Source organism: Bacillus weihaiensis (genome assembly GCF_001889165.1).
Taxonomy (GTDB): domain Bacteria; phylum Bacillota; class Bacilli; order Bacillales; family Bacillaceae; genus Metabacillus; species Metabacillus weihaiensis.
The window spans coordinates 394049-416086 of the sequence record NZ_CP016020.1; the positions used below are offsets into that span (position 1 = coordinate 394049).

The window sequence follows — 22038 nt, forward strand, 5'->3', positions numbered from 1 at the left end:
AGATTTTATAGGGAGTGAGAAGAAATGAATGTCCCGCAAATACGAATGCAAAGTATATCTGCGCAAATTAGTATTCATACTAATAAGGCAGAGCAATCAATCCAGCAACCAAAGGCAGAGTTATCTATTGAGCAGCCGAAAGCAACGTTACATATTGAGACAACCCCTTCCCGCTTAACAATTGATCAAACAGAAGCATGGGCAGATATGGATTTAAAGCATGTATCAAGACGCATACAGGAAGCAGTAGAAAAAGGGAAGCAGGATATTCTAGAAGGAATATCTAGAAGAGTTCAAGAGGGGGAACAATTAAAAAGAATTGAAAATGGAGGGAATCCGATTTCAGAAATCTCTCGAAGTAGAAGTGGGAAGCCACCACAGCCCATTAATATTCGATTTATTCCTTCCACAGGAAGCGTGAAAATTCAATATGAGCCTGCGAAGGTGAATATTGAGGTGCAAGAGAATAAGCCAAAGATTGAAGTTGACATTAATAAACCGATTATTGACTTTACACCAGGTACAGTTGAGGTAGAATTGGAGCGCTACAATGACTTGCAAATTGACTTTGTAGAAGGAAAGAAGGGAATAGAATAGATGAAAATTGAAACAAAATATCATGGAGAGATTACGTTAGAAGAAACATCCATTATGCACTTTCAGAATGGGCTTCCAGGTTTTATAGAAGAAAAGAAATTTGTCCTTCTTCCATTAGATAGTGAATCTCCATTTATGATTTTACAGTCGATTGTAACGAAAGATTTAGGATTTATATTAGTCAATCCATTTCAATTCTTCCATAGCTATGAGTTTGAGCTTTCAGCAGTAGATAAAGAGCTATTAGAGATAAAGGAAGAAAAGGATGTCGCTGTTTGGACTATTTTAACAGTAAAGGATCCATTTGTAGAATCAACAGCAAATCTACAAGCGCCCGTTATTTTTAACATTCGAAACAATGTCGGAAAACAAGTTATCTTAAATCATACGATGTATCAAACGAGGGAAAAACTGTTTCCTGAAAAAATAGAGAAATAGGAGGTGGAAGTATGCTTGTTCTAACAAGAAAATTAAACGAATCGATTCAAATTGGCGAAAATATTGAAATTACAGTGCTATCGGTGAAGGGGGATCAAATTAAGCTTGGAATTAAGGCTCCACAAGATATTGAGGTTCACCGAAAAGAGGTTTATATGTCTATTCAAGAGTCCAACAATGAAGCAGCTTCTATCCTCCCCAATATCATCGACATCTTAAAGAACACATCGAAAAACCTTAAGTAAAAAAACTTGAGGTTTTTTTCTTTTTTCTACAAAAACTATAAAACTATCTTAAAGCCTGTCGATATATATAGTAAGAGGTTGAACAAGTGGCGGCCGACACAAGTGACACCTTAAATTAGAAGATTCACAGGGACGTGAATCAACATACATTCAGGGAGGAAACATTAAAATGAGAATTAATCATAATATCGCAGCTTTAAACACTTATCGTCAGTTGAATAGTGCTTCAACTGCACAATCTAAATCTATGGAGAAATTATCTTCAGGTCTTCGTATTAACCGTGCAGGAGATGATGCTGCAGGTCTAGCAATCTCTGAAAAAATGCGTGGACAAATTCGTGGTTTAGACCAAGCATCTCGTAATGCTCAAGATGGTATAAGCTTGATTCAAACTGCCGAAGGTGCATTAAATGAAACTCACGATATTCTTCAACGTATGCGTGAATTATCTGTTCAAGCTTCTAATGATACAAACACCGATACTGACCGTGGAGCAATTCAAAAGGAAATTGACCAATTAACAAATGAGATTGACCGTATTGGTAATACAACACAGTTTAACAATAAAAATTTATTAGATGGCTCTCAATCTCAAAGTGTAACTTTAAATAATACAAATACCAAAGTACTAAAAGCCGAAGTAGTAACTAGCACAGAAACAGGAACCTACTCACTTCAAGTAGCAAATAAGAGTACTACTGCTGCAAATTTAGCGGCTAATGGAACTGGGGTTACAAGTGCAGATATTACTATTAATGATACTGGTTTCGATGTAAATCAATCATATTCAGTTAAAGTTGAAGATGGTAGTAATAGTGGTAAAAAATTAACTTTTATGAGTGAAGATGGTACTGTTATTGATACACAAGATGATGTAGATGTATCAAGTGCTGTTAGTTTAGACGCAAGTGGCACAACAACATTAGGAATTGGTGCTGGTAAAATTACTGGAAACGGTACTATGAAATTTGATATTGGTATTAAGGCTGACTATACGGTAACTAATACTACGACTAACCAAGCTACAGCTAAAACTTTGACAACAACTGATGGTACTGTTAATGTTGGGGCATTCCAATTAACGGTTGATAAAACTTTAACTGATGCTACTGATGCTACTGCATTAGGAGTAAGTGGTGAAGCAGTTCAGTTGCAAATTGGTGCAAATGAAGACCAAAATATGCTAGTTGCAGTTAGAGATATGAGAGCACAAAATTTAGGTGTGGATAATATTGATGTTTCTTCATACGATAATGCTAAAGATGCAATTTCTACTATTGACAATGCTATAAAAACTGTATCAGAAGAACGTTCAAAACTTGGTGCATACCAAAACCGTTTAGAACACACAATTAACAACTTAGGTACATCTTCTGAAAACCTAACAGCTGCAGAATCACGTGTTCGTGACGTAGATTATGCTTTAGCTGCATAAGCAGTGAAAAGCACAGTCGTCCTAGCTGGTAACGGCTAGAGATCATAATCGGGTGAATTGCTGGAAACCCCTTAGAGCTTTTCTTACCACAACGTAGTTGGAAACGACATGCGTGATTGGTTTGAAAAAAGAAAAGATTGGGCAATCAGCAGCCAAGCTCCTGTCTCGAAAGAGTGGAGAAGGTTCAACGACTAGGATAGACCATCTAAGGTGAAAGCTATGGTGATGAAATCCGTAGGTGAAACAATGTACATCAGCATTGTGAATCCGAAGTGCCCGACCCCTACTAGAATGCTAGAGGGTGAAGATATAGTCTAGTCATTTATGAAAATAAATGTTCGCACGATGGCGAAAGAAATGATGAACCAAACTAAGAATTCTATTCTTAGCCAAGCTGCTCAAGCAATGCTTGCTCAAGCTAACCAACAACCACAAGGAGTTCTCCAACTTCTTCGTTAATTTTAGATTATTTGAAAGGGACTCTAGTTTTTACTAGGGTCTCTTTTATCATTTTCACATTGGAGGGAATTTGATTGGAATTGGAAGTGAAAATTAGTTACGAAGATAAGGGATATCAATTAGAAGTGTATCCTTTCAATGGGAACTTAATTAGTGCATCCCATTTTGAGTCAAAAGATAGTCTTGAAGACACTATTAAAGTTGTTGAAAGGTTATTAAATAAGATTAATATTACGGAGGAATACGTTCATTTTTCTAGTAACTGTAACGGTGAAAAAAGAAGAGTATTAAGTATTGAAGACATAAAAAACTTTGCAGAACAAGATTTTAGAGAGTACTTGTAATAACAGTAAAATCAAGCATATATCATAATATTGAACATACATGTCCATGATGTTCATCAAATGGGGCTTCTCTCTTCGGAGGGAAGTCTTTTTTCTATTTTGGAGGAGGAATCGTAATCATGACAAATCAATCTGCAAAACGTGTGAACATTGTTAGCCTAAAGCTGATGAAGGAATCAAGCATCCTTTACAAAAATCGAAGTGTACGAAGCCCGGAAGATGTTTATCAATTGTTGAAGCAGTTCTTAGGGGACGTGGATAGGGAATACTTTGTTGTTGTTTGTTTGGATACAAAAAACCAGCCAACAGCCATTAACATCTGTCACATTGGAAGCCTAAACGCAAGCATAGTACATCCAAGGGAGTGCTTCAAGCCTGCCATTTTGAGTAATGCTGCATCAATTCTTGTTGGTCATATATAGGCTATGAAGCCCATGATTTCTATCATGAAGAAATAGATGATTTGCTTATCCCAGCCGAACACTTTGAAAAGCTACCAAACCCATTACTTATTGAAGCAATATCTTATGTAGATGATAAAGGATATGAATGGATTGCTGGTTATTTACTGGAAGAGGAAACGAGAAGGAAGGTGTACGAGGTGTGGATAAAAAATGGGGAGCAAATTGCCTACGAGATTTATGTTGACTAAGCGAAATTCACGACATTTCTTACTGCAATCTAACGACAGAACTAAAAGGAATTAAATCATTTTTTGCAGAAACGATGAAGGGCAAAGAATTGGAATGACTTCCATATGAAAAAACTGCCGACATTATTATATAACTGTCGTGAGCGGATAGAAAGGAATTGGAAAATGGAAACAAAGAAAACATAAAAGGCTATTGGTGTATGAATGGCATACATCAATAGCCTTTTCTCATTTTTGGAGGTGAATCCTTCTTGGATATTGGTGAATTTAGTCAATGGCTCTTTACAGAGGGGTAAGCAGCCAAAACAATCGAGTCCTATGTGAACGACGTTAAAGGGTTCCAATCATATTTGAATGAGAAGTTGAATGATGTTCCAGTCCTATCCCGCTTCTCATTTGTTAGGTACAAGGAACATTTGATGAAGGAGGACTATGCCGTTTTTACCATTAACAAAAAGATTAATAGCTTAAAAGTTTACAACGATTTTCTAAGAACCAAAGGATTTCTAAGTGAATCATTCATTCAGTTGAAGCGAGATAGAATCAAAATCGCAGCTGGGAGTGAGGACAACGTGGATGCTCTTTCGGATGAACAGGTGGAACAATTGCTTTTCTATGTTGAAAATAGAAGCAAGGTTAGTACTCGTAACAAGCTGATTGTCTATTTGTTGCTCTTTGGGGGAGTAAGGGTCAGTGAACTGATAGAAATCCCCCTAAGAGTAAAATTTCTTCTCATTTGTTAAACAATTTCAATATGAAGCCGATAAAAGTAATAGACTAATAAATCATAGGAGTGTTCTAAATGAGTGTTGAAAACATTTCTTCACAGCCTGCACTTCAGAATGTAGAAACTATCAGAATAGGTTCAAAAGAACCTCTATCAACGTATGGAATAGAAGATATAAAAAAAGGATCGGACGAAAATCCGAATAAAGATCAGCTTGAAAAAGTAATTAAAAGCATTAATGACTTTTTAGAATCCTCAAGTACACATCTACAATTTAAGCTACATGAGGAACTAAACGAATATTATGTCACAGTTGTTGATAATCAAACGAATGAAGTTGTTCGAGAAATTCCATCCAAAAAAGTTCTCGATGTATATGCAGCAATGACAGAATTCATTGGACTTATTGTGGATAAAAAGATATAGGCGGTGATAACATGGCAATGCGAATTGGCGGCTTAGCAAGTGGTATGGATATTGATACGTTAGTTAGTGACTTAATGAAGGCAGAACGTATTCCTCTAGATAAACTTACACAGAAAAAACAAACGTTAGAATGGCAACGTGACGATTATCGAGCAATGAATACGGCATTAAAAGAACTTGATGATATGCTCTTTATTAATCAAGATAGTATTGGTAAACAAGCGACTTTTATGAAAAAGACAGTAACAAGTTCTGACGATTCTAAAGTTACAGCTAAAGCAATTAATGCACAAACAAACATCTCAGCAAAAATTGATGTTTTAAACTTAGCAAGTTCATCAACTTGGAAAACCTCTGGGGATATTAGTGGTTATATACCACAGAACATTGAATTAAAATTTAAAGTAAAAGATCCAGGAGCTACAGAATATCGATTTACATCTGTAAAACTAACAGCAACAGATACATTGGATCAGGTTGTAAGCAAAATTAACTCCTCTGGCATAGGTGTCACAGCGATGAAGGAAAAAATTAAAGATGCAGATGGTGATTATCAGGAGACGATTGTTTTTACGAACAACAAAACAGGTACTGGAGCAGAGATTTCCTTAGATGACCGAGATGATACTTCTGAAGCTACAACGCAAACATTTATGAGTAACCTTGGCTTCACCTTTAATGGGAAAGCGTTAAAAACTGATCAAGAGGGAATTGACGCAACTGTAAAAGTAAATGGGTATGAAATGCAAAAAAGCTCAAATACTTTTACGATTAATGGAATCCAATATACAGCTAAAGCTGTTACAACTAGCCCTGTATCAGTATCATCTTCTACAGATGTGGATAATATTTTAGATTCGATTGTTAAGTTTGTTACTAAATATAATGAAGTAATTGAAAAAGTAAATAGCAAAATATCTGAAACACGATATCGTGACTACCAACCTTTAACAGATGAAGAAAAAGAAGAAATGGAAGATAAAACAATTGAACTTTGGGAAGAAAAAGCTAAAAGTGGTTTGCTAAAGAATGATTCCATTCTTTCTAGCGGATTAAATAGCATGCGTATGAATTTTTATATTCCTGTAACGAATTCTTCTGCTATTGAAGGTTTTAAACAAATAGCTGATTTAGGGATCACGACAACGTCTAATTATTTGGATAAAGGAAAATTAACCATTGATGAAGATAAATTGCGAGAAAAGATTCAAGAAAATCCAGAAGCTATCTATCAATTATTTAATGCAAATGGAACCTCTGAAGAAACAACAGGAATTGCAAAAAGATTGCGATCAACAATAAAAAGTACAATTAGCAATATCGAAGAAAGAGCGGGTAATGCCTTGAAAGTAAATAACCAGTTTACTTTAGGAAGAAACCTAAATCAAATCGACGATCAAATCGATCGATTTAATGACCGCTTAACTCAGATTGAAGATCGCTATTGGAGACAATTCACCGCAATGGAAAAAGCAATACAGAATTCAAATAACCAAATGTCTTATTTGATGCAGCAATTCTCATCGTAATAAAAGGAGTGTAATTTAATGGCAATCAACAACCCATACGCAGCCTATCAGCAAAATTCAGTCACTACAGCAACACCAGGTGAGCTTACTCTTATGCTTTATAATGGTTGCTTAAAGTTTATAAAACAAGCAAGTGTTGCGATTGAAAATAATCATTACGAAGAGAAAAATATCAACATCCAAAAAGCACAAAAGATTGTGACGGAGCTCATGGTGACATTAAATACAGATCAAGAAATCTCTAATAATCTCATGGTCATGTACGAATATATCAACCACCGTTTAACAGAAGCAAATATTCAAAATGATAGAGCCATTTTAGAAGAAGTAGAAGGCTTAGTTGTTGAATTTCGTGATACGTGGAAACAGGTCATTCAATTAAATCGTCAGCAGCAGCATCGACAAGGTGGACAGGCGTAGTGACTGCCATACAACAGGTTTACTCAATTACAGAGCAGCTGTTTCACTTACTCACAAAGCCTGTCGATAAAGATCAAAGAGAAGACCATATTAATAAAATTACGGAGCTGCTTGATGAAAGGGAGCAACATATTTTGCAGGTGAAAGCTCCTTTTTCTGCAGATGAGAAGAAGCTTTTTAATCAAGTTGTGGCATGGAATGAAACGATTGAGAAGAAGTTTGTTGTTCTCAAGCAGCAAATTCAACAGGATATGGTTCAGCTTAAAAAATCAAAATCCTCGAACCAACAATACACTAATCCTTATCAGCATGTCTCAACGTCTGATGGCATGTTTTACGATAAACGAAAATAGGTGAGGTACATGGTCTCTTTATCAAATGAGCAATATGAAATGATTCATTTTTATTACAATCTATTGAATACAATTGAAGAAGGCTTTGAGTATATTGTGTCTAGTTTCGATTCTTTTCAGGTAACAGAGGCTGAAACTATTTTAAAAGATATCCTCTCAGCGTTTTATCATGTTGACTCCTCAAACAAGGTATTTGAGACAGTGTTAAAAGAGGAAGAAGTTCTTATTGAGAAGCTGAGAAAATTTGACCAAGTGATCATGACAGTAGATGCAGATTTATCCATTTTTACTTCTTTTCAAAATAATCAAGAGCTTATCAAACACTCGCTAGCCCCATGCTTCATCGCTTGGAAAGAACTTGTTCAACATGAACTGAAACCATATATTATTCAATAAAAACTCGTCTAACCAGGCGAGTTTTTTTGGTTCTATAATAAATGTTGGGGTTTTTACACAATTTGAGTGCATAAAAAAAGCACGAAATCATCCAATTCTTTTATACTTGAGTTGACTAGAAACAAGTAAAGAGTGGAGATACGTGCATGAAGAATTCTAACATAAATTTACCTGGATTTGAAGAAGTGATAGTAAAGAATACCGAAATTTTTGAAGGGCATTTTTGTATTCATGTAGAAATGCCAGTCTTAGAACACTCATGTCCTGAATGTGGGAGTATAACTTCTAAAATTCATGATTATCGAATTCAAAAGATAAAACACTTAAAATTGTTTGAGAGACACACCGTTGTTTTTTATAGAAAGCGTCGTTATTCTTGCGTTTGTGGGAAAAGATTTCCTGAACAGAATCCCTTTGTTGACTATTATCAACGCTTATCGGTAGAGTTGAATCAAGCCATTAAGATTCGTAGTGTTAAAGGAAAAACCTTTAAAGAAACAGCTGAGATTTATGGTACATCCCCTTCTACCGTTGTACGTCGATTTGATGATCTGTCCCAAAATACTATTCAAGAAGATCCTAAAGAGCTTCCAAGGGCGATCGCTATAGATGAATATAAAGGGGATACGAAAGAAGGAAAATATCAGCTGATTATTGCTGATGCTGAAACGAGAGAACCTATTGATATATTGCCAAATCGATATAAAAAGACAATCAAGCAATACTTACATCAATACGGCTCAAAAGTAGAGTTTGTTGTGATGGATATGAGCCCATCCTTTAAAGCAGCTGTCCAGGAAGCACTAGGAAAACCAGTGATCGTTGCGGATCGATTCCACTTTGTACGATATATTTATTGGGCGCTAGATCGTGTGAGAAGAAGATTACAAACAAATTGGCATGATTACGACCGTAAAAAGTGTAAGAAAATGCGCTATGTATTCTACAAAAACTCAGAGAAACTAACCGAAGAAGACCGATGGTATTTAAAGCGATATGTAGGGTTTTCTGATGAACTAAAACGAGCTTATGAACTGAAAGAAATGTTTTCTAAGTGGTTCAGAAAGGCAAAAGAAAATGGTTTAGAGTCAATCCTCCAGACTAAAGAATTATTACTTGGATTTTATCAAGAGGTGGAAGAATCTCATATTCCAGAGTTCAAAAAAGCAATACGAACCCTCCAAAATTGGCAGGTAGAAATCTTAAATAGTTTTGCTTATAACTATTCAAATGGATTTTTAGAAGGAATAAACAACTTAACCAAAGTTATGAAACGAAATGCCTTTGGTTTTAGAAGCTTTAGTCGTTTTAGAGCCAAAATATTATTAACACATAAGTATAAAAAGGTGGCTGTTCACGTTGGGTAGGGTGAAGCAATAATCACTTCACCCCAACATTTGACGTTGAACCGTTTTTTTCTAATCTCCCCATCCTCCACATATACTCTTTACATACCTTCACCCACACTTCACGAATTTCCCTAAATTACATCAAAATTCACGAATTATTTAAAATTATTTTTCCGTTTAAGCAGGAGACAAGCAGGGAAATATAGAAGTAGTACTACATAGCTTTATCATAAAGGAGGAGTTCATACATGAGATATAACGTCCGAGGGGAAAACATTGAAATAACTCCAGCATTAAGAGAATATGCAGAAAAGAAAATTGGTAAGCTTGAAAGATACTTCGAAGAGTCAGTTGACGCGAATGTAAATATTAATTTGAAATATTATAATGATCAAGAGTCTAAAATTGAAGTAACGATCCCAATGACAGATCTTGTGTTACGTGCTGAGGAACATAACAAGGACATGTACGCAGCCATTGATCTTGTTGTAAATAAATTAGAACGACAAATTCGTAAGCATAAAACAAAAGTGAATCGTAAACTACGTGAGCAAGGTGGTGCTCCGAAGTTTATGTTCAGCAACTTCCAGTCCGAGGAAGTAGCTGTTCCTGACTTAGAAGATGAGGATGAAGAGGTTGTACGTACAAAGCGTTTCAATCTTAAGCCAATGGATAGTGAAGAAGCAATTCTTCAAATGGACATGTTAGGACATAACTTCTTCGTTTACACGGATTCAAAAACAAATCGGACAAATGTCGTGTATAAACGTAAAGATGGAAAATATGGCTTAATTGAGCCTCAGGTATAAGATAAGAAAGAGCTTAGGGGAATCCTAAGCTCTTTTCAAATTTCTCATAAATAAGTATTGACGAAAATTAAGAAAGCGATTACAATACATGTAACGGGTTACATAAGAAACACCTTTTTTTATTTCATTAGACTGTAACCGGTTACACATAAAACAACAGATTCAGTTGCATACTGTATTGAGGTGTAAAACATGACAACAATTAAACAAGTAGCTCAAGAGGCAGAAGTTTCGGTTGCAACTGTTTCAAGGGTTTTAAATAATAATGGATATGTAAATGAAGAAACACGTAAAAAAGTGCTTCAAGCAATAGAAAAATTAAATTATGTTCCTAATGCAGTGGCTAGAAGCTTATTTAAAAAGCAATCAAAGACGGTTGCATTAATAGTACCGAATATAACGAATCCTTTCTTTCCGGAAGTGGCTAGAGCTATTGAGGATGTACTTAGTAGCGAGGATTATACATTAATTCTTTGTAATTCAGATGATCAAGAAGAAAAAGAACAGAAGTATTTTGAGATGATGAAGCAAAAGTATGTGGATGGAGTCATTATTGCGACAAGTACAAAATCACCCACATATCTTGAAAAAAATGGAATACCTATTGTGGCAGTAGATCGCTATATTAATCAAAATATCCCATATGTTTCTGTAAATAATATTGAAGGAGCGAGAAAAGCCGTTCAGTATTTAAAAAATACAGGATGTAAGAGGATTGCTCATATTCGGGGCCCTGAGTATATTCACAACTCTGAAGAACGTTATCAAGGCTACTTAACAGTAGTTAAGGATGAGTCATGGTTCCATAAAGGTCTAGTTGTAAATGGTCGCTTTGATGCAGAAACAACGATGCGTGTAACGGAGGAATTATTAACATCGTACCCAGATGTTGATGGGATTTTTGCAGGGAATGATTTTATGGGGTTAAGTGTCATTAAGGCAGCGATTAAGCTAGGGAAGAAGATACCAGAGGAGCTTTCGGTAATTGGTTTTGATGGAATTAGCTTATCAAAATACACAAATCCTGAATTAACAACAATTGAACAACCAATATATGAAATTGGCTATAATGCAGCCAAATTGCTGTTAGATGTAATAGAGGGGAATGTGAGATCCACTTTCCATCATGAATTAGAGGTTTCCTTATATAAAGGTCAGTCAACGAAGTGATAGAGGTGAAGAAGATGAAGGAAGTAAAGATAACAGTCATTGGTAGTATAAATATGGATCTCGTTACGAAAACATCGGTTTCGCCTAAACAAGGTGAAACCGTTATGGGAGAATCGTTTTTCTCCGTACCTGGTGGAAAGGGTGCGAATCAAGCTGTCGCAGCTGCTAGGTTAGGTGCAAAAGTAAAGATGATTGGTAGAGTAGGATCTGATGCATTTGGTCAGGAACTGTTAGAGAATTTGTCTAAGGAAGGGATTTCTATAGACAGTGTGGAACCGGTTACACATACTTCGACTGGTATTGCATCGATTACACTTAGTGAAGGTGATAATAGGATCATTGTTGTGCCTGGTGCTAATTTTGAAGTAACACCCGAAGTGATTCAACAATATGAAGATTTGATTGCGACAAGCGATATGATTCTTCTCCAGCTAGAAATTCCGCTTGAAAGTGTGGAGGAAGCGGTAAAGCTAGCAAAAAAACACGATCGGAAGGTTATTTTAAATCCGGCTCCGATTCAAAAGCTTCCCAAGGCTCTACTAAAGGATGTTGATTATCTCACACCTAATGAACATGAATTGCGTCTTCTCTTATCTGATCTAGACCTGTCGGAAGTTGAGGTAGAGGAGATCAAATCAAAGTGTATTGTAACAAAGGGTGCAAGTGGTATTAGCTATTATGATGGAAGAGAAAATGTAGTGCCAAGTCATAAAGTAGATGTGGTGGATACGACAGGTGCAGGGGATTCAGCAAATGGTGCTTTAGCAGTTGCCATGAGCTCCGGTTTGTCCGTAAAGGCTGCATGTGAATTTGCTAATGCTGTTGGTGCGCTTTCAGTGACGAAGCTAGGGGCGCAGAGTGGAATGCCGACAAGACAGGAAGTTGAGGATTTTCTTGTCAATAAAAGAGGTGATAAGTAATGAAGAAGCAGGGGATTTTAAATAGTCATATATCAGAGGTGCTAACACATTTAGGTCATACAGATACGATTGTTATTGCCGATTGTGGGTTACCTATCCCTCCAGGTGTAAGAAGAATTGACCTTGCATTAAAACAAGGAGATCCAAGTTTTCTTGAGACGATAAACGAAGTCATGAGTGACATGGTCGTTGAAAAAGCAACGTTGGCTAAAGAAATACAACTGAAGAATGAAACTGTGCAAAAAGAAACGGTACAGCTTCTAGAAGGAATAGAGGTTCAGTATGTATCACATGAAGAGTTGAAGGAATTAACAAAGAAAGCGAAGGCGGTCATTAGGACAGGAGAGGTAAGTCCGTATGCAAATATTATTCTTCATGCAGGAGTGATTTTTTGATGAAGCCTATTGTGGAGATGAAAAATATATCGAAAGCATTTTCTGGAAATCGCGTGCTCGAAAATGTTGATTTTGAAATAAGATCTGGCGAAGTTCACGCATTAATGGGAGAAAATGGTGCTGGTAAATCAACATTAATGAAAATACTAACAGGTATTTATCAACGTGATTCTGGAAGCGTTTACCTAAAGGGCGAGGAGGTTCACTTTAAAGATGCGAAGCAAGCAGAAGAAAGTGGAATTTCCGTTATTCATCAGGAGTTGAATATCATACCTCATCTATCGGTAACAGATAATATGTTCCTAGGTAAAGAGCTTACTGTTGGACGATTTGGAATAATTAAACAGAAAGAAATGAGAAGGAAAACGAAGGAGTATTTACAGCAATTAGGCATTGAGATTGATCCTGATAAAGAAGCAGGAGAGCTATCTGTCGGTCAGCAGCAGATGATTGAAATTGCACGGGCTGTTGCTGCGAAATCAGAAGTTTTAATTATGGATGAACCAACAGCAGCATTAACAGATCGAGAAATTGAAGCACTATTTAAAGTGATTGTGAGATTAAAAGAGCAAGGCGTAGGGATTGTTTATATTTCTCATAGGATGGAAGAGATTTTTCAAGTGTGTGACCGAATCTCCGTATTAAGAGATGGTGAATTTATTGGGGTGAAGGAAATACCGAAAACGAATTTTGATGAAATTGTTAAGATGATGGTTGGTCGCCAATTAGGTGAAAGATTTCCAACGCGTCAGACTACTTTAGGGGCTGAGAGATTAAAGGTCGAACAGCTCACCTGTAAGGGTGTATTTGAGGATATATCGTTTTCAGTTCGAGAAGGGGAAGTGCTCGGTGTTGCTGGGTTAATGGGAGCTGGTCGAACAGAAATTATGGAAGCTATATTCGGCTATCGTTCCTATCAAAGTGGGAGGATAGTGATTGATGGCAACGATGTAAAGATGAAAAATCCATATGAAGCAATCAAGCAGGGGATTGGCTTTGTTACAGAAGATCGAAAGGGAGAAGGACTGGTAGTAGATTTATCGGTACGTGAGAATTTTTCCTTAACGAATTTGGATCGAATTTCTAGTAAACAAGTAATTGCCTCTAGTAAAGAAGAGGAATTTGTAGATGAGCTTATAGAGAAGCTACACGTTAAAACAGCTAGCCGAGAGCTTTCTGTCAAATCATTAAGTGGTGGAAATCAACAAAAGATTGTCATTGGAAAGTGGCTAGGAACGAATCCGAAAATTCTTATTTTAGATGAACCAACGCGTGGAGTTGATGTTGGAGCGAAAAAGGAAATCTATCAGCTTATCAATCAATTAACACAAGAAGGGGTAGCGATTGTGATGGTTTCCTCAGAATTACCTGAAATATTAGGTATGAGTGACAGAGTTCTTGTGATACATGAAGGGAAAGTATCTGCAATGATTCCGATTAAAGAAGCAAATCAAGAAAAAATTATGCAGGCAGCGACAGGAGGGAAAGATTCATGAAATCCTCAAATTGGGTGACATCAAATCTTCAAAAGCTAGGTCCTTTAGTAGGATTACTACTTATTACGGTCATTTTGTCTATCGTTAGTCCAAACTTTATGACAGTAGACAATATGTTAAATGTGTTACGTCAAGTTTCTATTAACGCTCTAATCGCTTTTGGTATGACGTTTGTTATTTTAACTGGTGGAATTGATTTGTCGGTTGGTTCTATACTTGCCCTTGCCTCTGCTGTGACGGCTAGCTTATTAGCAAGTGGAATGGATCCAATCTTAGCCATTCTAGTTGGTCTTTTAGCTGGAGCGATCATGGGAGCAATTAACGGATTGATTATTACAAAAGGAAAGGTTGCCCCATTTATTGCAACGTTAGCAACTATGACAGTGTTCCGGGGGTTAACTCTTGTATATACCGATGGTCGACCAATTACAGGATTATCAAGTAGTGAATTGTTTGTACTAATGGGGAAAGGGTACGTTGGGTGGATTCCAGTCCCAGTAATTTGGATGTTAATCACTTACGGCATTCTTTACTTCATCTTAAAGAAAACAACATTTGGAAGACGTGTGTATGCGATTGGTGGAAATGAAGAAGCAGCGATTTTATCAGGGATTAGAACAGATCGAGTGAAAATCTGGATTTATTCCTTAACAGGTCTTTTATCCGCATTAGCTGGTATTATCTTATCATCAAGATTGAATTCTGCTCAGCCAACAGCAGGAGCATCTTACGAATTAGATGCTATTGCGGCAGTTGTCCTTGGTGGAACGAGCTTATCTGGAGGACGAGGTTGGATCTTTGGAACATTAGTTGGTGCGCTTATAATCGGTGTCCTTAACAATGGGCTTAATATTATGAATGTGAGCTCCTTTTATCAACAGGTTGTTAAAGGAGGTGTCATCTTACTAGCGGTATTGCTTGATCGAAAAAAATCAGCTTAATCTCATTTAATGAATAAGGGGGAATAAACAATGAAATCAGTAATGAAAATGATGTTTTTCTTAGTATTAAGCTTGGCAGTTTTAGTAGGATGTTCAACAGAACCACCAGGGGCTTCATCAGATAAATCATCTAATGAAGGTAGTGGAGATGATAATGTTAAGGTAGGTCTATCTATATCAACATTAAATAATCCGTTTTTCGTGACTTTAAAAGAGGGTGCTGAAGAAGAAGCAAAAGCTAAAGATATTGAGCTTGTTGTAGTTGATGCGCAGAACGACTCTGCTAAACAAGTAAGTGATATTGAGGATTTAATTCAACAAGGTGTAGATGTTTTACTTGTAAACCCTACAGATTCAGCTGCAGTTTCAGCGGCAATTGAATCCGCAAACAGTGCAGATGTTCCAGTTATTACGCTTGATCGTAGTGCAGAAGGTGGAGAAGTGGTTGCACACATTGCTTCAGATAATGCAGCTGGAGGAAAAATGGCTGGAGACTTTATTTTAGAAATGCTTGGAAATGAAGGGAAGGTTGCTGAAATTGAAGGGATTCCAGGTTCTTCTGCTGCACGTGAACGAGGTCAAGGATTCCATGAAGCAGTTGATGCTGTAACGGAAATGGAAGTTGCGGCAAAACAAACGGCTGATTTTGATCGTGCAAAAGGTTTGACGGTTATGGAAAACATTCTTCAAGGGAACAAAGACATTCAAGCTGTTTTCGCACATAACGATGAAATGGCATTAGGTGCACTTCAAGCGGTTGAAGCAGCAGGATTAACGGATGTAATTGTTGTTGGCTTCGATGCGACAGAAGATGCAGTGAAAGCAGTAGAAGACGGACGTTTAGCAGCTACTGTTGCTCAAAAACCAGCAGTTATTGGACAAAAAGGAATTGAAACAGCGATTCAGGTTGCGAATGGGGATAGTGTGGAAGAGTTTATTCCAGTTGAGCTTGAATTAATCAAATAATAGAATTCGATAGAAGGTGCAGAGAGCTAAAAAAGGCTCTCTGTTTCTATTTCAAGATTTACATAAAAATAACACTGTCTATTTTCGCCTAATTTGATAAGATAAGCACACGTTAGACCTCCACAGATGATAAGGATCCAAATCTAACAAGCATCCCTTGCCTGTTGTACCCCATCCCAAATAGTGCTAAAATAAAGGATAGACTGAATTTACTAGAATAATTAGATTTCCACTCTAAAACAGAGGAGCGTTTTGAATGCTTGGAATTTTGAATAAGGTATTTGATTTTAATAAACGTGCGTTAAATCGTTATGAGAAAATGGCTGATCAAGTGATGGCATTAGATAGCCAAATGAGCAGTCTATCCGATGATGCATTAAAGGCAAAAACACAAGAGTTTAAAGGTCGTGTTGAAAAAGGCGAATCGCTTGATGACCTTTTAATAGAAGCATTTGCTGTTGTTCGTGAGGCGGCAAAGCGTGTGCTTGGCTTACATCCGTATAAGGTTCAAATTATGGGTGGTATATCCTTGCATGAAGGAAATATATCTGAAATGAAAACAGGGGAAGGTAAAACCCTAACTTCTACAATGCCTGTTTATTTAAATGCGCTTTCTGGCGAAGGTGTTCATGTTGTAACTGTCAACGAATACTTAGCAAGTCGTGACGCCCACGAAATGGGTCAGCTGTATGATTTTCTTGGCTTAAGAGTAGGTCTTAACCTAAATTCTTTAACTAAAGATGAAAAACGTGAAGCATATGCTGCCGATGTCACGTATTCAACGAATAATGAGCTTGGCTTCGATTATTTACGTGATAATATGGTTCTTTATCGGGAACAAATGGTGCAGCGTCCATTAAATTTTGCTGTAATCGATGAGGTTGACTCCATCTTAGTCGATGAAGCAAGAACGCCGCTCATTATTTCTGGACAAGCTGCGAAGTCGACAAAGCTTTATATTCAAGCGAATGGCTTTGTTCGTCAGCTTAAGCAGGAAGAGGATTTCACATATGATGTGAAAACAAAAGCTGTTCAATTAACAGAGGATGGCATGACGAAGGCTGAGAAAGCGTTTGGCATTGAGAATCTTTATGATATTACACATGTAGCGCTTTTACATCATATTAACCAAGCGTTAAAAGCACAGTTCGTGATGCAAAAAGACGTAGATTATGTTGTGGATGAAGGTCAGGTTGTGATCGTTGACTCTTTCACAGGTCGTCTAATGAAAGGTCGTCGTTACAGCGATGGACTTCACCAAGCTATTGAAGCAAAAGAAGCGTTAGAAATTCAAAATGAGAGCATGACGCTTGCGACAATTACGTTCCAGAACTACTTCCGTATGTATAAAAAGCTATCTGGTATGACAGGTACGGCGAAAACAGAGGAAGAAGAATTCCGTAATATATACAATATGCAGGTTGTTGCAATTCCAACGAACAAGCCGATTGCTCGTGATGACAGAGCGGATTTAGTCTATCGTTCAATGGAAGGGAAATTCCGTGCGGTAGTAGAAGAAGTAAAACAACGGTATGACTTAGGTCAGCCTGTACTGGTTGGTACGGTTGCTGTTGAAACGTCTGAATTGATTTCACAGCTTCTTAAGAAAAAAGGTGTCCCGCATCACGTGTTGAATGCGAAAAACCATGAAAGAGAAGCGGAAATTATTGAAAACGCAGGTCAGCGCGGGGCAGTAACCATCGCAACGAACATGGCCGGTCGTGGTACGGATATCAAGCTTGGTGAAGGTGTTCGTGAGGCTGGCGGACTAGCTGTTATTGGTACAGAACGTCATGAGTCTCGTCGTATTGATAACCAGCTTCGTGGACGTTCTGGTCGTCAAGGAGATCCTGGTATCACTCAATTCTATCTTTCAATGGAAGATGAATTAATGCGTCGTTTTGGTTCAGAAAATATGATGAACATGATGGATCGTCTTGGTATGGACGATACTCAGCCAATTCAAAGTAAAATTGTTTCACGTGCGGTTGAATCTGCGCAAAAACGTGTGGAAGGTAATAACTTTGATGCACGTAAGCAGCTTCTTCAATATGACGATGTTCTTCGTCAGCAACGTGAGGTTATTTACAAGCAACGCTTTGAGGTTCTTGACTCAGACAACCTACGTTCGATTGTCGAGAAAATGATCGCTTCTACAATTGAGCGAGTTGTGGGCACCTATACTCCACAAACAGAGGTAGAAGAAGATTGGAATCTTGATGGTATTGTCGACTACGTCAATGCAAATATCCTTGATGAACAGGCGATTTCTGTAAATGATCTTCGTCGTAAGGAACCTGAGGAAATGTCAGAGCTTATTACTAAAAAAGCCATTGAGAAATACAATGCGAAGGAAGAAGATTTCGGAGAAGAGCAAATGCGCGAATTCGAGAAGGTGATCTTACTTCGTGCAGTGGATTCAAAATGGATGGATCATATCGATGCCATGGATCAGCTTCGTCAAGGAATTCATTTACGTGCTTACGGACAAAATGATCCGCTTCGTGAGTATCAAATGGAAGGCTTCGCAATGTTTGAGACGATGATTGCGACAATTGAAGAAGAAGTTGCGAAGTACATCATGAAGGCGCAAATCCGCAACAACCTTGAGCGTCAAGAGGTTGCGAAGGGTCAAACTGCTGTTCATCCTAAAGAAGGCGATGAAAAAGTAAAGAAAAAACCAACGCGCAAAGTGATTGAAACGGGTCGTAATGAGGCTTGTATATGCGGAAGCGGCAAAAAGTATAAAAATTGCTGCGGACAATAATTCGCTTTCAACCAGCTTGCACGTTATAATAAAGAAATCATTATCCTGAGAGAGGTGTTTTGCACCTCTCTCTTGTTACGATATTCTTCAAATAAACTTAGAGGTGACTGTAATGGAATTAGTAGAAATTCGACAAGAGCTTGAAAAAACAGCTAAACGTTTAGCGGACTTTAGGGGGTCTCTTTGACTTAGATATCAAAGAAGCTCGCATTCAACAGCTTGAAGCACAAATGACAGCTCCAGATTTCTGGGATAATCAAAACGCGGCTCAGGCAGTGATTAATGAAACAAATGGACTAAAAGAAATGGTGGATCAATTCCACAATCTAAATGAATCCTACGAAAACCTTCAATTAACATATGAGTTAGTAAAAGAAGAAGAGGACGAGGATTTACTTGCTGAGCTAGAGCCTGAGCTAAAGGATTTAGTTTCACAATTAAATGATTTCGAGCTTCAGCTTTTACTTTCAGAGCAGCATGATAAAAACAATGCAATCCTAGAGCTTCATCCAGGTGCAGGTGGTACAGAATCACAGGACTGGGGTTCCATGCTTTTACGTATGTACACACGTTGGGCTGAGAAAAAAGGCTTTAAAGTGGAAACTCTTGACTATCTTCCAGGTGATGAGGCTGGAATTAAGAGTGTGACGCTACTAATCAAGGGTCATAACGCTTACGGCTACTTAAAAGCGGAAAAAGGTGTTCATCGTCTTGTGCGTATTTCACCTTTTGACTCCTCAGGTCGTCGTCATACGTCCTTTGTATCATGTGAAGTTATGCCGGAATTTAATGAAGAAATTGATATCGAAATCCGGACAGAGGATCTAAAAGTGGATACGTACCGTGCAAGTGGTGCCGGTGGCCAGCATATTAATACAACAGACTCAGCTGTTCGTATTACTCACACACCAACTGGTATCGTGGTAACGTGTCAAACTGAGCGTTCTCAAATTAAAAACCGTGAACGAGCAATGAAAATGCTTCAAGCAAAGCTTTACCAAAAGCGTATTGAGGAGCAAGAAGCAGAGCTTGCTGAAATCCGTGGTGAGCAAAAGGATATTGGCTGGGGAAGCCAAATTCGTTCCTACGTCTTCCACCCATACTCAATGGTAAAGGATCATCGTACAAACACGGAAATCGGAAACGTCCACGCGGTAATGGATGGAGAGCTAGATCCATTTATTGATGCGTTCCTTCGTTCAAAATTGTCACAGTAAGTTTGAAATAGTACGTTAGATAGCACCCTGAATCGATGCAGATTCAGGGTGTTTTTTGTTTTGAATGAAAAGCGGCCGGTGTGCTCGGATTTTGTCGAAAAGTGAATATATGCTGCATTTTCGAAAATAAAAGGTGAAATATCGAAAATAAAGTAGCTACATCCGAAAATAAAAGTGCCAAATCCGAAAATAAACCGTCTATTTTCGAAAATACGACTATGATAAGGGGTTCTGAGATGGACTTACTTTCTCGTTACTCCGCGCAAGCCCAACAGATTCCAAAAAACCAGTATAGCGTCGTTCCTCCTGCATGATTTTCCCATGTATGCAAACACTACTAAGAACAGGGTTAACACTAGTCCTTTACTCCGTTAACACGTTATTTAACTGTTATTCACAGACAAAAAAACGAGTGCTATACTCATCTATGGCTTATATAGAAAAGTGAGATACAAAGGAGGGACATCATACAAAATGATGATGACAAAAAAACGAAATCATACTTATAATCCGAAGCTTGATAAGCTTATTGAATATATTTATATCATCGTAGGCTCGGCGTTTGTGGCAATTGGATTTAATTTATTTTTATTACCAAACAGGATTGCTTCTGGTGGAGTGAGCGGGATTAGTACAATATTAGATGCGACATTTGGATTTGAGCCAGCTTATGTTCAGTGGGCATTTAACATTCCGTTATTTATTGCAGGAGTTATTTTTCTAGGAAAACAATTTGGGATAAAAACACTGATTGGAACGATATTTGTTCCCTTCGTCGTCTATTTAACGAGAGAGTGGGAACCTGCGACAATGGATCCTTTACTAGGCTCTCTTTTTGGCGGGATTTGTATTGGTCTAGGCCTTGGAATTGTGTTCAGAGGAAAAGCGTCCACTGGTGGAACGGATCTAGCGGCACAGATTATACATAAATATACTGGGTTGTCATTAGGGACATGTGTGGTTCTTATTGATGGATTGATTGTTGTAACCGCAGCGTTTGTCTTTGATCTTGAAGGTGGATTATATGCCCTAATTGGGTTGTATGTTACAAGTAAAACAATTGATATTGTTCAAATTGGTTGGGGACGTTCGAAGATGACGTTGATTATTACGGGCAAGCAGGATGAGGTTCAGGATGCCATTTTAAATCAAATTGATCGCGGTGTAACAAGGCTTGCTGCGCATGGTGGATTTACAAATAATGAAAGACCTGTTTTATTGTGTGTCGTCGACCAAACAGAATTCACAAAGTTGAAACAAGTGGTCAGAAGTATTGATCCCAAGGCTTTTGTCACGGTAACAGATGCATCTGAGGTACTTGGAGAAGGTTTCAAAAAGGATTAAATTGGCTATAATGGCAGTGGTGTTGTATATTTTTTTTAGGGCTTATACTTTTTAAGCCAGTCATGAATGAAGACCTACATAATGAGGTTGAAGGAGGCACTTTACGATGAAATCAAAGAAGCTTTTAGCCCTGTTTCTTGGGACTTCGCTTGTTTTAGCTGCTTGTGGTGGGGCTGAGGAACCGAAAGAAGAAGCAACAGAAACAACTGAAGGTGCCGAAACAGCAAATGCAAATCCTGAAGAAATCTATCAGCAAACGTGTATTGGCTGTCACGGTGGCAATCTACAAGGTGGCGCTGGACCTAACTTAACAGAGGTTGGGGCAAAATATGATCAGGATGCAATTGAAAGCATTATTATTAATGGCCAAGGAAGTATGCCGAAAGGGTTATTAAACGAAGCAGAGGCTGAAGTTGTGGCAGCTTGGTTAGCAGAAAAGAAATAATGCGGAACGAGGGTGACTAGTTCATCCTTTTTTTTTATGTAAAGATTTAGTCACGATACTTCCACAGACGATCCCCTAGGCTATAATTCCTACTTATACAATTAGTTAGAAAGTTCTAAAATGATTCATAGGAAACGTTTACAAAAATATGCATGCCATTTTACAAAAATAATGTTACATTATACCAACAAGCCTATT

General features: G+C 37.7%; 24 protein-coding genes and 2 pseudogenes. All 26 read left to right on the plus strand.

The features are described 5' to 3' along the window. The first annotated feature begins 24 nt into the window (after window positions 1-24). Window positions 25-597: a DUF6470 family protein gene (locus A9C19_RS01800; protein WP_072578368.1), complete on the plus strand. Its 573-nt coding sequence runs from the start codon at window positions 25-27 to the stop codon at window positions 595-597. Continuing rightward, a complete protein-coding gene (fliW, locus tag A9C19_RS01805) occupies window positions 598-1035 on the plus strand; it encodes a flagellar assembly protein FliW (RefSeq protein WP_072578369.1) in 438 nt (145 codons plus the stop codon). It abuts the gene before it with no gap. An 11-nt stretch (window positions 1036-1046) separates the two neighbouring features. Next, a complete protein-coding gene (gene csrA, locus A9C19_RS01810) occupies window positions 1047-1280 on the plus strand; it encodes a carbon storage regulator CsrA (protein ID WP_072578370.1) in 234 nt (77 codons plus the stop codon). A gap of 169 nt (window positions 1281-1449) precedes the next feature. Next, the gene (locus A9C19_RS22520) at window positions 1450-2715 is read left to right on the plus strand and encodes a flagellin N-terminal helical domain-containing protein (RefSeq protein WP_072578371.1); all 1266 of its coding nucleotides are present in this window, start codon (window positions 1450-1452) and stop codon (window positions 2713-2715) included. A 345-nt stretch (window positions 2716-3060) separates the two neighbouring features. Continuing rightward, a pseudogene (locus A9C19_RS01820) lies at window positions 3061-3174 on the plus strand (flagellin); the annotation flags it as partial. 74 nt (window positions 3175-3248) lie between these two features. After that, window positions 3249-3518: a hypothetical protein gene (locus A9C19_RS01825; RefSeq protein WP_072578372.1), complete on the plus strand. Its 270-nt coding sequence runs from the start codon at window positions 3249-3251 to the stop codon at window positions 3516-3518. Between the two features lie 119 nt (window positions 3519-3637). Continuing rightward, window positions 3638-3934: pseudogene (locus tag A9C19_RS01830) on the plus strand (JAB domain-containing protein); the annotation flags it as partial. A 47-nt stretch (window positions 3935-3981) separates the two neighbouring features. After that, entirely contained in the window at window positions 3982-4170 is a 189-nt protein-coding gene (locus A9C19_RS01835; protein WP_199445807.1) for a hypothetical protein, read from the plus strand. Window positions 4171-4478: 308 nt separating this feature from the next. Then, window positions 4479-4913, plus strand: a complete 435-nt coding sequence (locus A9C19_RS01840) for a hypothetical protein (RefSeq protein ID WP_267888750.1) — start codon at window positions 4479-4481, stop codon at window positions 4911-4913. Window positions 4914-4972: 59 nt separating this feature from the next. After that, complete coding sequence (gene flaG, locus A9C19_RS01845; protein ID WP_072578376.1) at window positions 4973-5323, plus strand: flagellar protein FlaG; 351 nt, start codon at window positions 4973-4975, stop codon at window positions 5321-5323. Window positions 5324-5334: 11 nt separating this feature from the next. Continuing rightward, complete coding sequence (locus A9C19_RS01850; RefSeq protein ID WP_072578377.1) at window positions 5335-6852, plus strand: flagellar hook-associated protein 2; 1518 nt, start codon at window positions 5335-5337, stop codon at window positions 6850-6852. Window positions 6853-6870: 18 nt separating this feature from the next. Continuing rightward, entirely contained in the window at window positions 6871-7272 is a 402-nt protein-coding gene (gene fliS / locus A9C19_RS01855) for a flagellar export chaperone FliS (RefSeq protein ID WP_072578378.1), read from the plus strand. Beyond that, window positions 7272-7625, plus strand: a complete 354-nt coding sequence (fliT, locus tag A9C19_RS01860) for a flagellar protein FliT (RefSeq protein ID WP_072578379.1) — start codon at window positions 7272-7274, stop codon at window positions 7623-7625. The genes fliS and fliT overlap by 1 nt, the downstream gene beginning before the upstream one ends. A gap of 9 nt (window positions 7626-7634) precedes the next feature. Continuing rightward, on the plus strand, window positions 7635-8021 hold the full coding sequence (locus tag A9C19_RS01865; protein WP_072578380.1) for a DUF8042 domain-containing protein: 387 nt from the start codon (window positions 7635-7637) through the stop codon (window positions 8019-8021). 146 nt (window positions 8022-8167) lie between these two features. Further along, window positions 8168-9388, plus strand: a complete 1221-nt coding sequence (locus tag A9C19_RS01870; RefSeq protein ID WP_072578381.1) for an ISL3 family transposase — start codon at window positions 8168-8170, stop codon at window positions 9386-9388. Window positions 9389-9618: 230 nt separating this feature from the next. Continuing rightward, the gene (gene hpf, locus A9C19_RS01875; protein ID WP_072578382.1) at window positions 9619-10179 is read left to right on the plus strand and encodes a ribosome hibernation-promoting factor, HPF/YfiA family; all 561 of its coding nucleotides are present in this window, start codon (window positions 9619-9621) and stop codon (window positions 10177-10179) included. A gap of 192 nt (window positions 10180-10371) precedes the next feature. Then, entirely contained in the window at window positions 10372-11349 is a 978-nt protein-coding gene (locus A9C19_RS01880) for a LacI family DNA-binding transcriptional regulator (RefSeq protein ID WP_072578383.1), read from the plus strand. Window positions 11350-11363: 14 nt separating this feature from the next. Beyond that, entirely contained in the window at window positions 11364-12269 is a 906-nt protein-coding gene (rbsK, locus tag A9C19_RS01885; protein ID WP_072578384.1) for a ribokinase, read from the plus strand. Beyond that, window positions 12269-12664 carry a D-ribose pyranase gene (gene rbsD, locus A9C19_RS01890; protein ID WP_072578385.1) on the plus strand — a complete coding sequence of 132 codons (396 nt, stop codon included), beginning with the start codon at window positions 12269-12271 and terminating at the stop codon, window positions 12662-12664. The genes rbsK and rbsD overlap by 1 nt, the downstream gene beginning before the upstream one ends. Beyond that, on the plus strand, window positions 12664-14160 hold the full coding sequence (locus A9C19_RS01895; protein WP_072578386.1) for a sugar ABC transporter ATP-binding protein: 1497 nt from the start codon (window positions 12664-12666) through the stop codon (window positions 14158-14160). Before rbsD ends, A9C19_RS01895 begins: the two co-directional genes overlap by 1 nt. Then, on the plus strand, window positions 14157-15101 hold the full coding sequence (locus A9C19_RS01900) for an ABC transporter permease (RefSeq protein ID WP_072578387.1): 945 nt from the start codon (window positions 14157-14159) through the stop codon (window positions 15099-15101). Before A9C19_RS01895 ends, A9C19_RS01900 begins: the two co-directional genes overlap by 4 nt. A gap of 30 nt (window positions 15102-15131) precedes the next feature. After that, window positions 15132-16067: a ribose ABC transporter substrate-binding protein RbsB gene (rbsB, locus tag A9C19_RS01905; RefSeq protein ID WP_072578388.1), complete on the plus strand. Its 936-nt coding sequence runs from the start codon at window positions 15132-15134 to the stop codon at window positions 16065-16067. Between the two features lie 256 nt (window positions 16068-16323). Next, window positions 16324-18834 carry a preprotein translocase subunit SecA gene (secA, locus tag A9C19_RS01910; protein ID WP_072578389.1) on the plus strand — a complete coding sequence of 837 codons (2511 nt, stop codon included), beginning with the start codon at window positions 16324-16326 and terminating at the stop codon, window positions 18832-18834. 112 nt (window positions 18835-18946) lie between these two features. After that, window positions 18947-20051 (plus strand): peptide chain release factor 2 gene (gene prfB / locus A9C19_RS01915; protein WP_099092730.1). Its coding sequence is split into 2 segments (ribosomal slippage): window positions 18947-19018 and window positions 19020-20051, totalling 1104 coding nucleotides; the frame shifts between segments, so codons are not numbered across the junction. 480 nt (window positions 20052-20531) lie between these two features. Next, window positions 20532-21395 (plus strand): YitT family protein, encoded by an 864-nt coding sequence (locus A9C19_RS01920; protein WP_420835814.1) that lies wholly within the window; start codon window positions 20532-20534, stop codon window positions 21393-21395. Between the two features lie 106 nt (window positions 21396-21501). Next, window positions 21502-21840: a cytochrome c551 gene (gene cccB, locus A9C19_RS01925; protein WP_072578391.1), complete on the plus strand. Its 339-nt coding sequence runs from the start codon at window positions 21502-21504 to the stop codon at window positions 21838-21840. The last annotated feature ends 198 nt before the right edge of the window (window positions 21841-22038 follow it).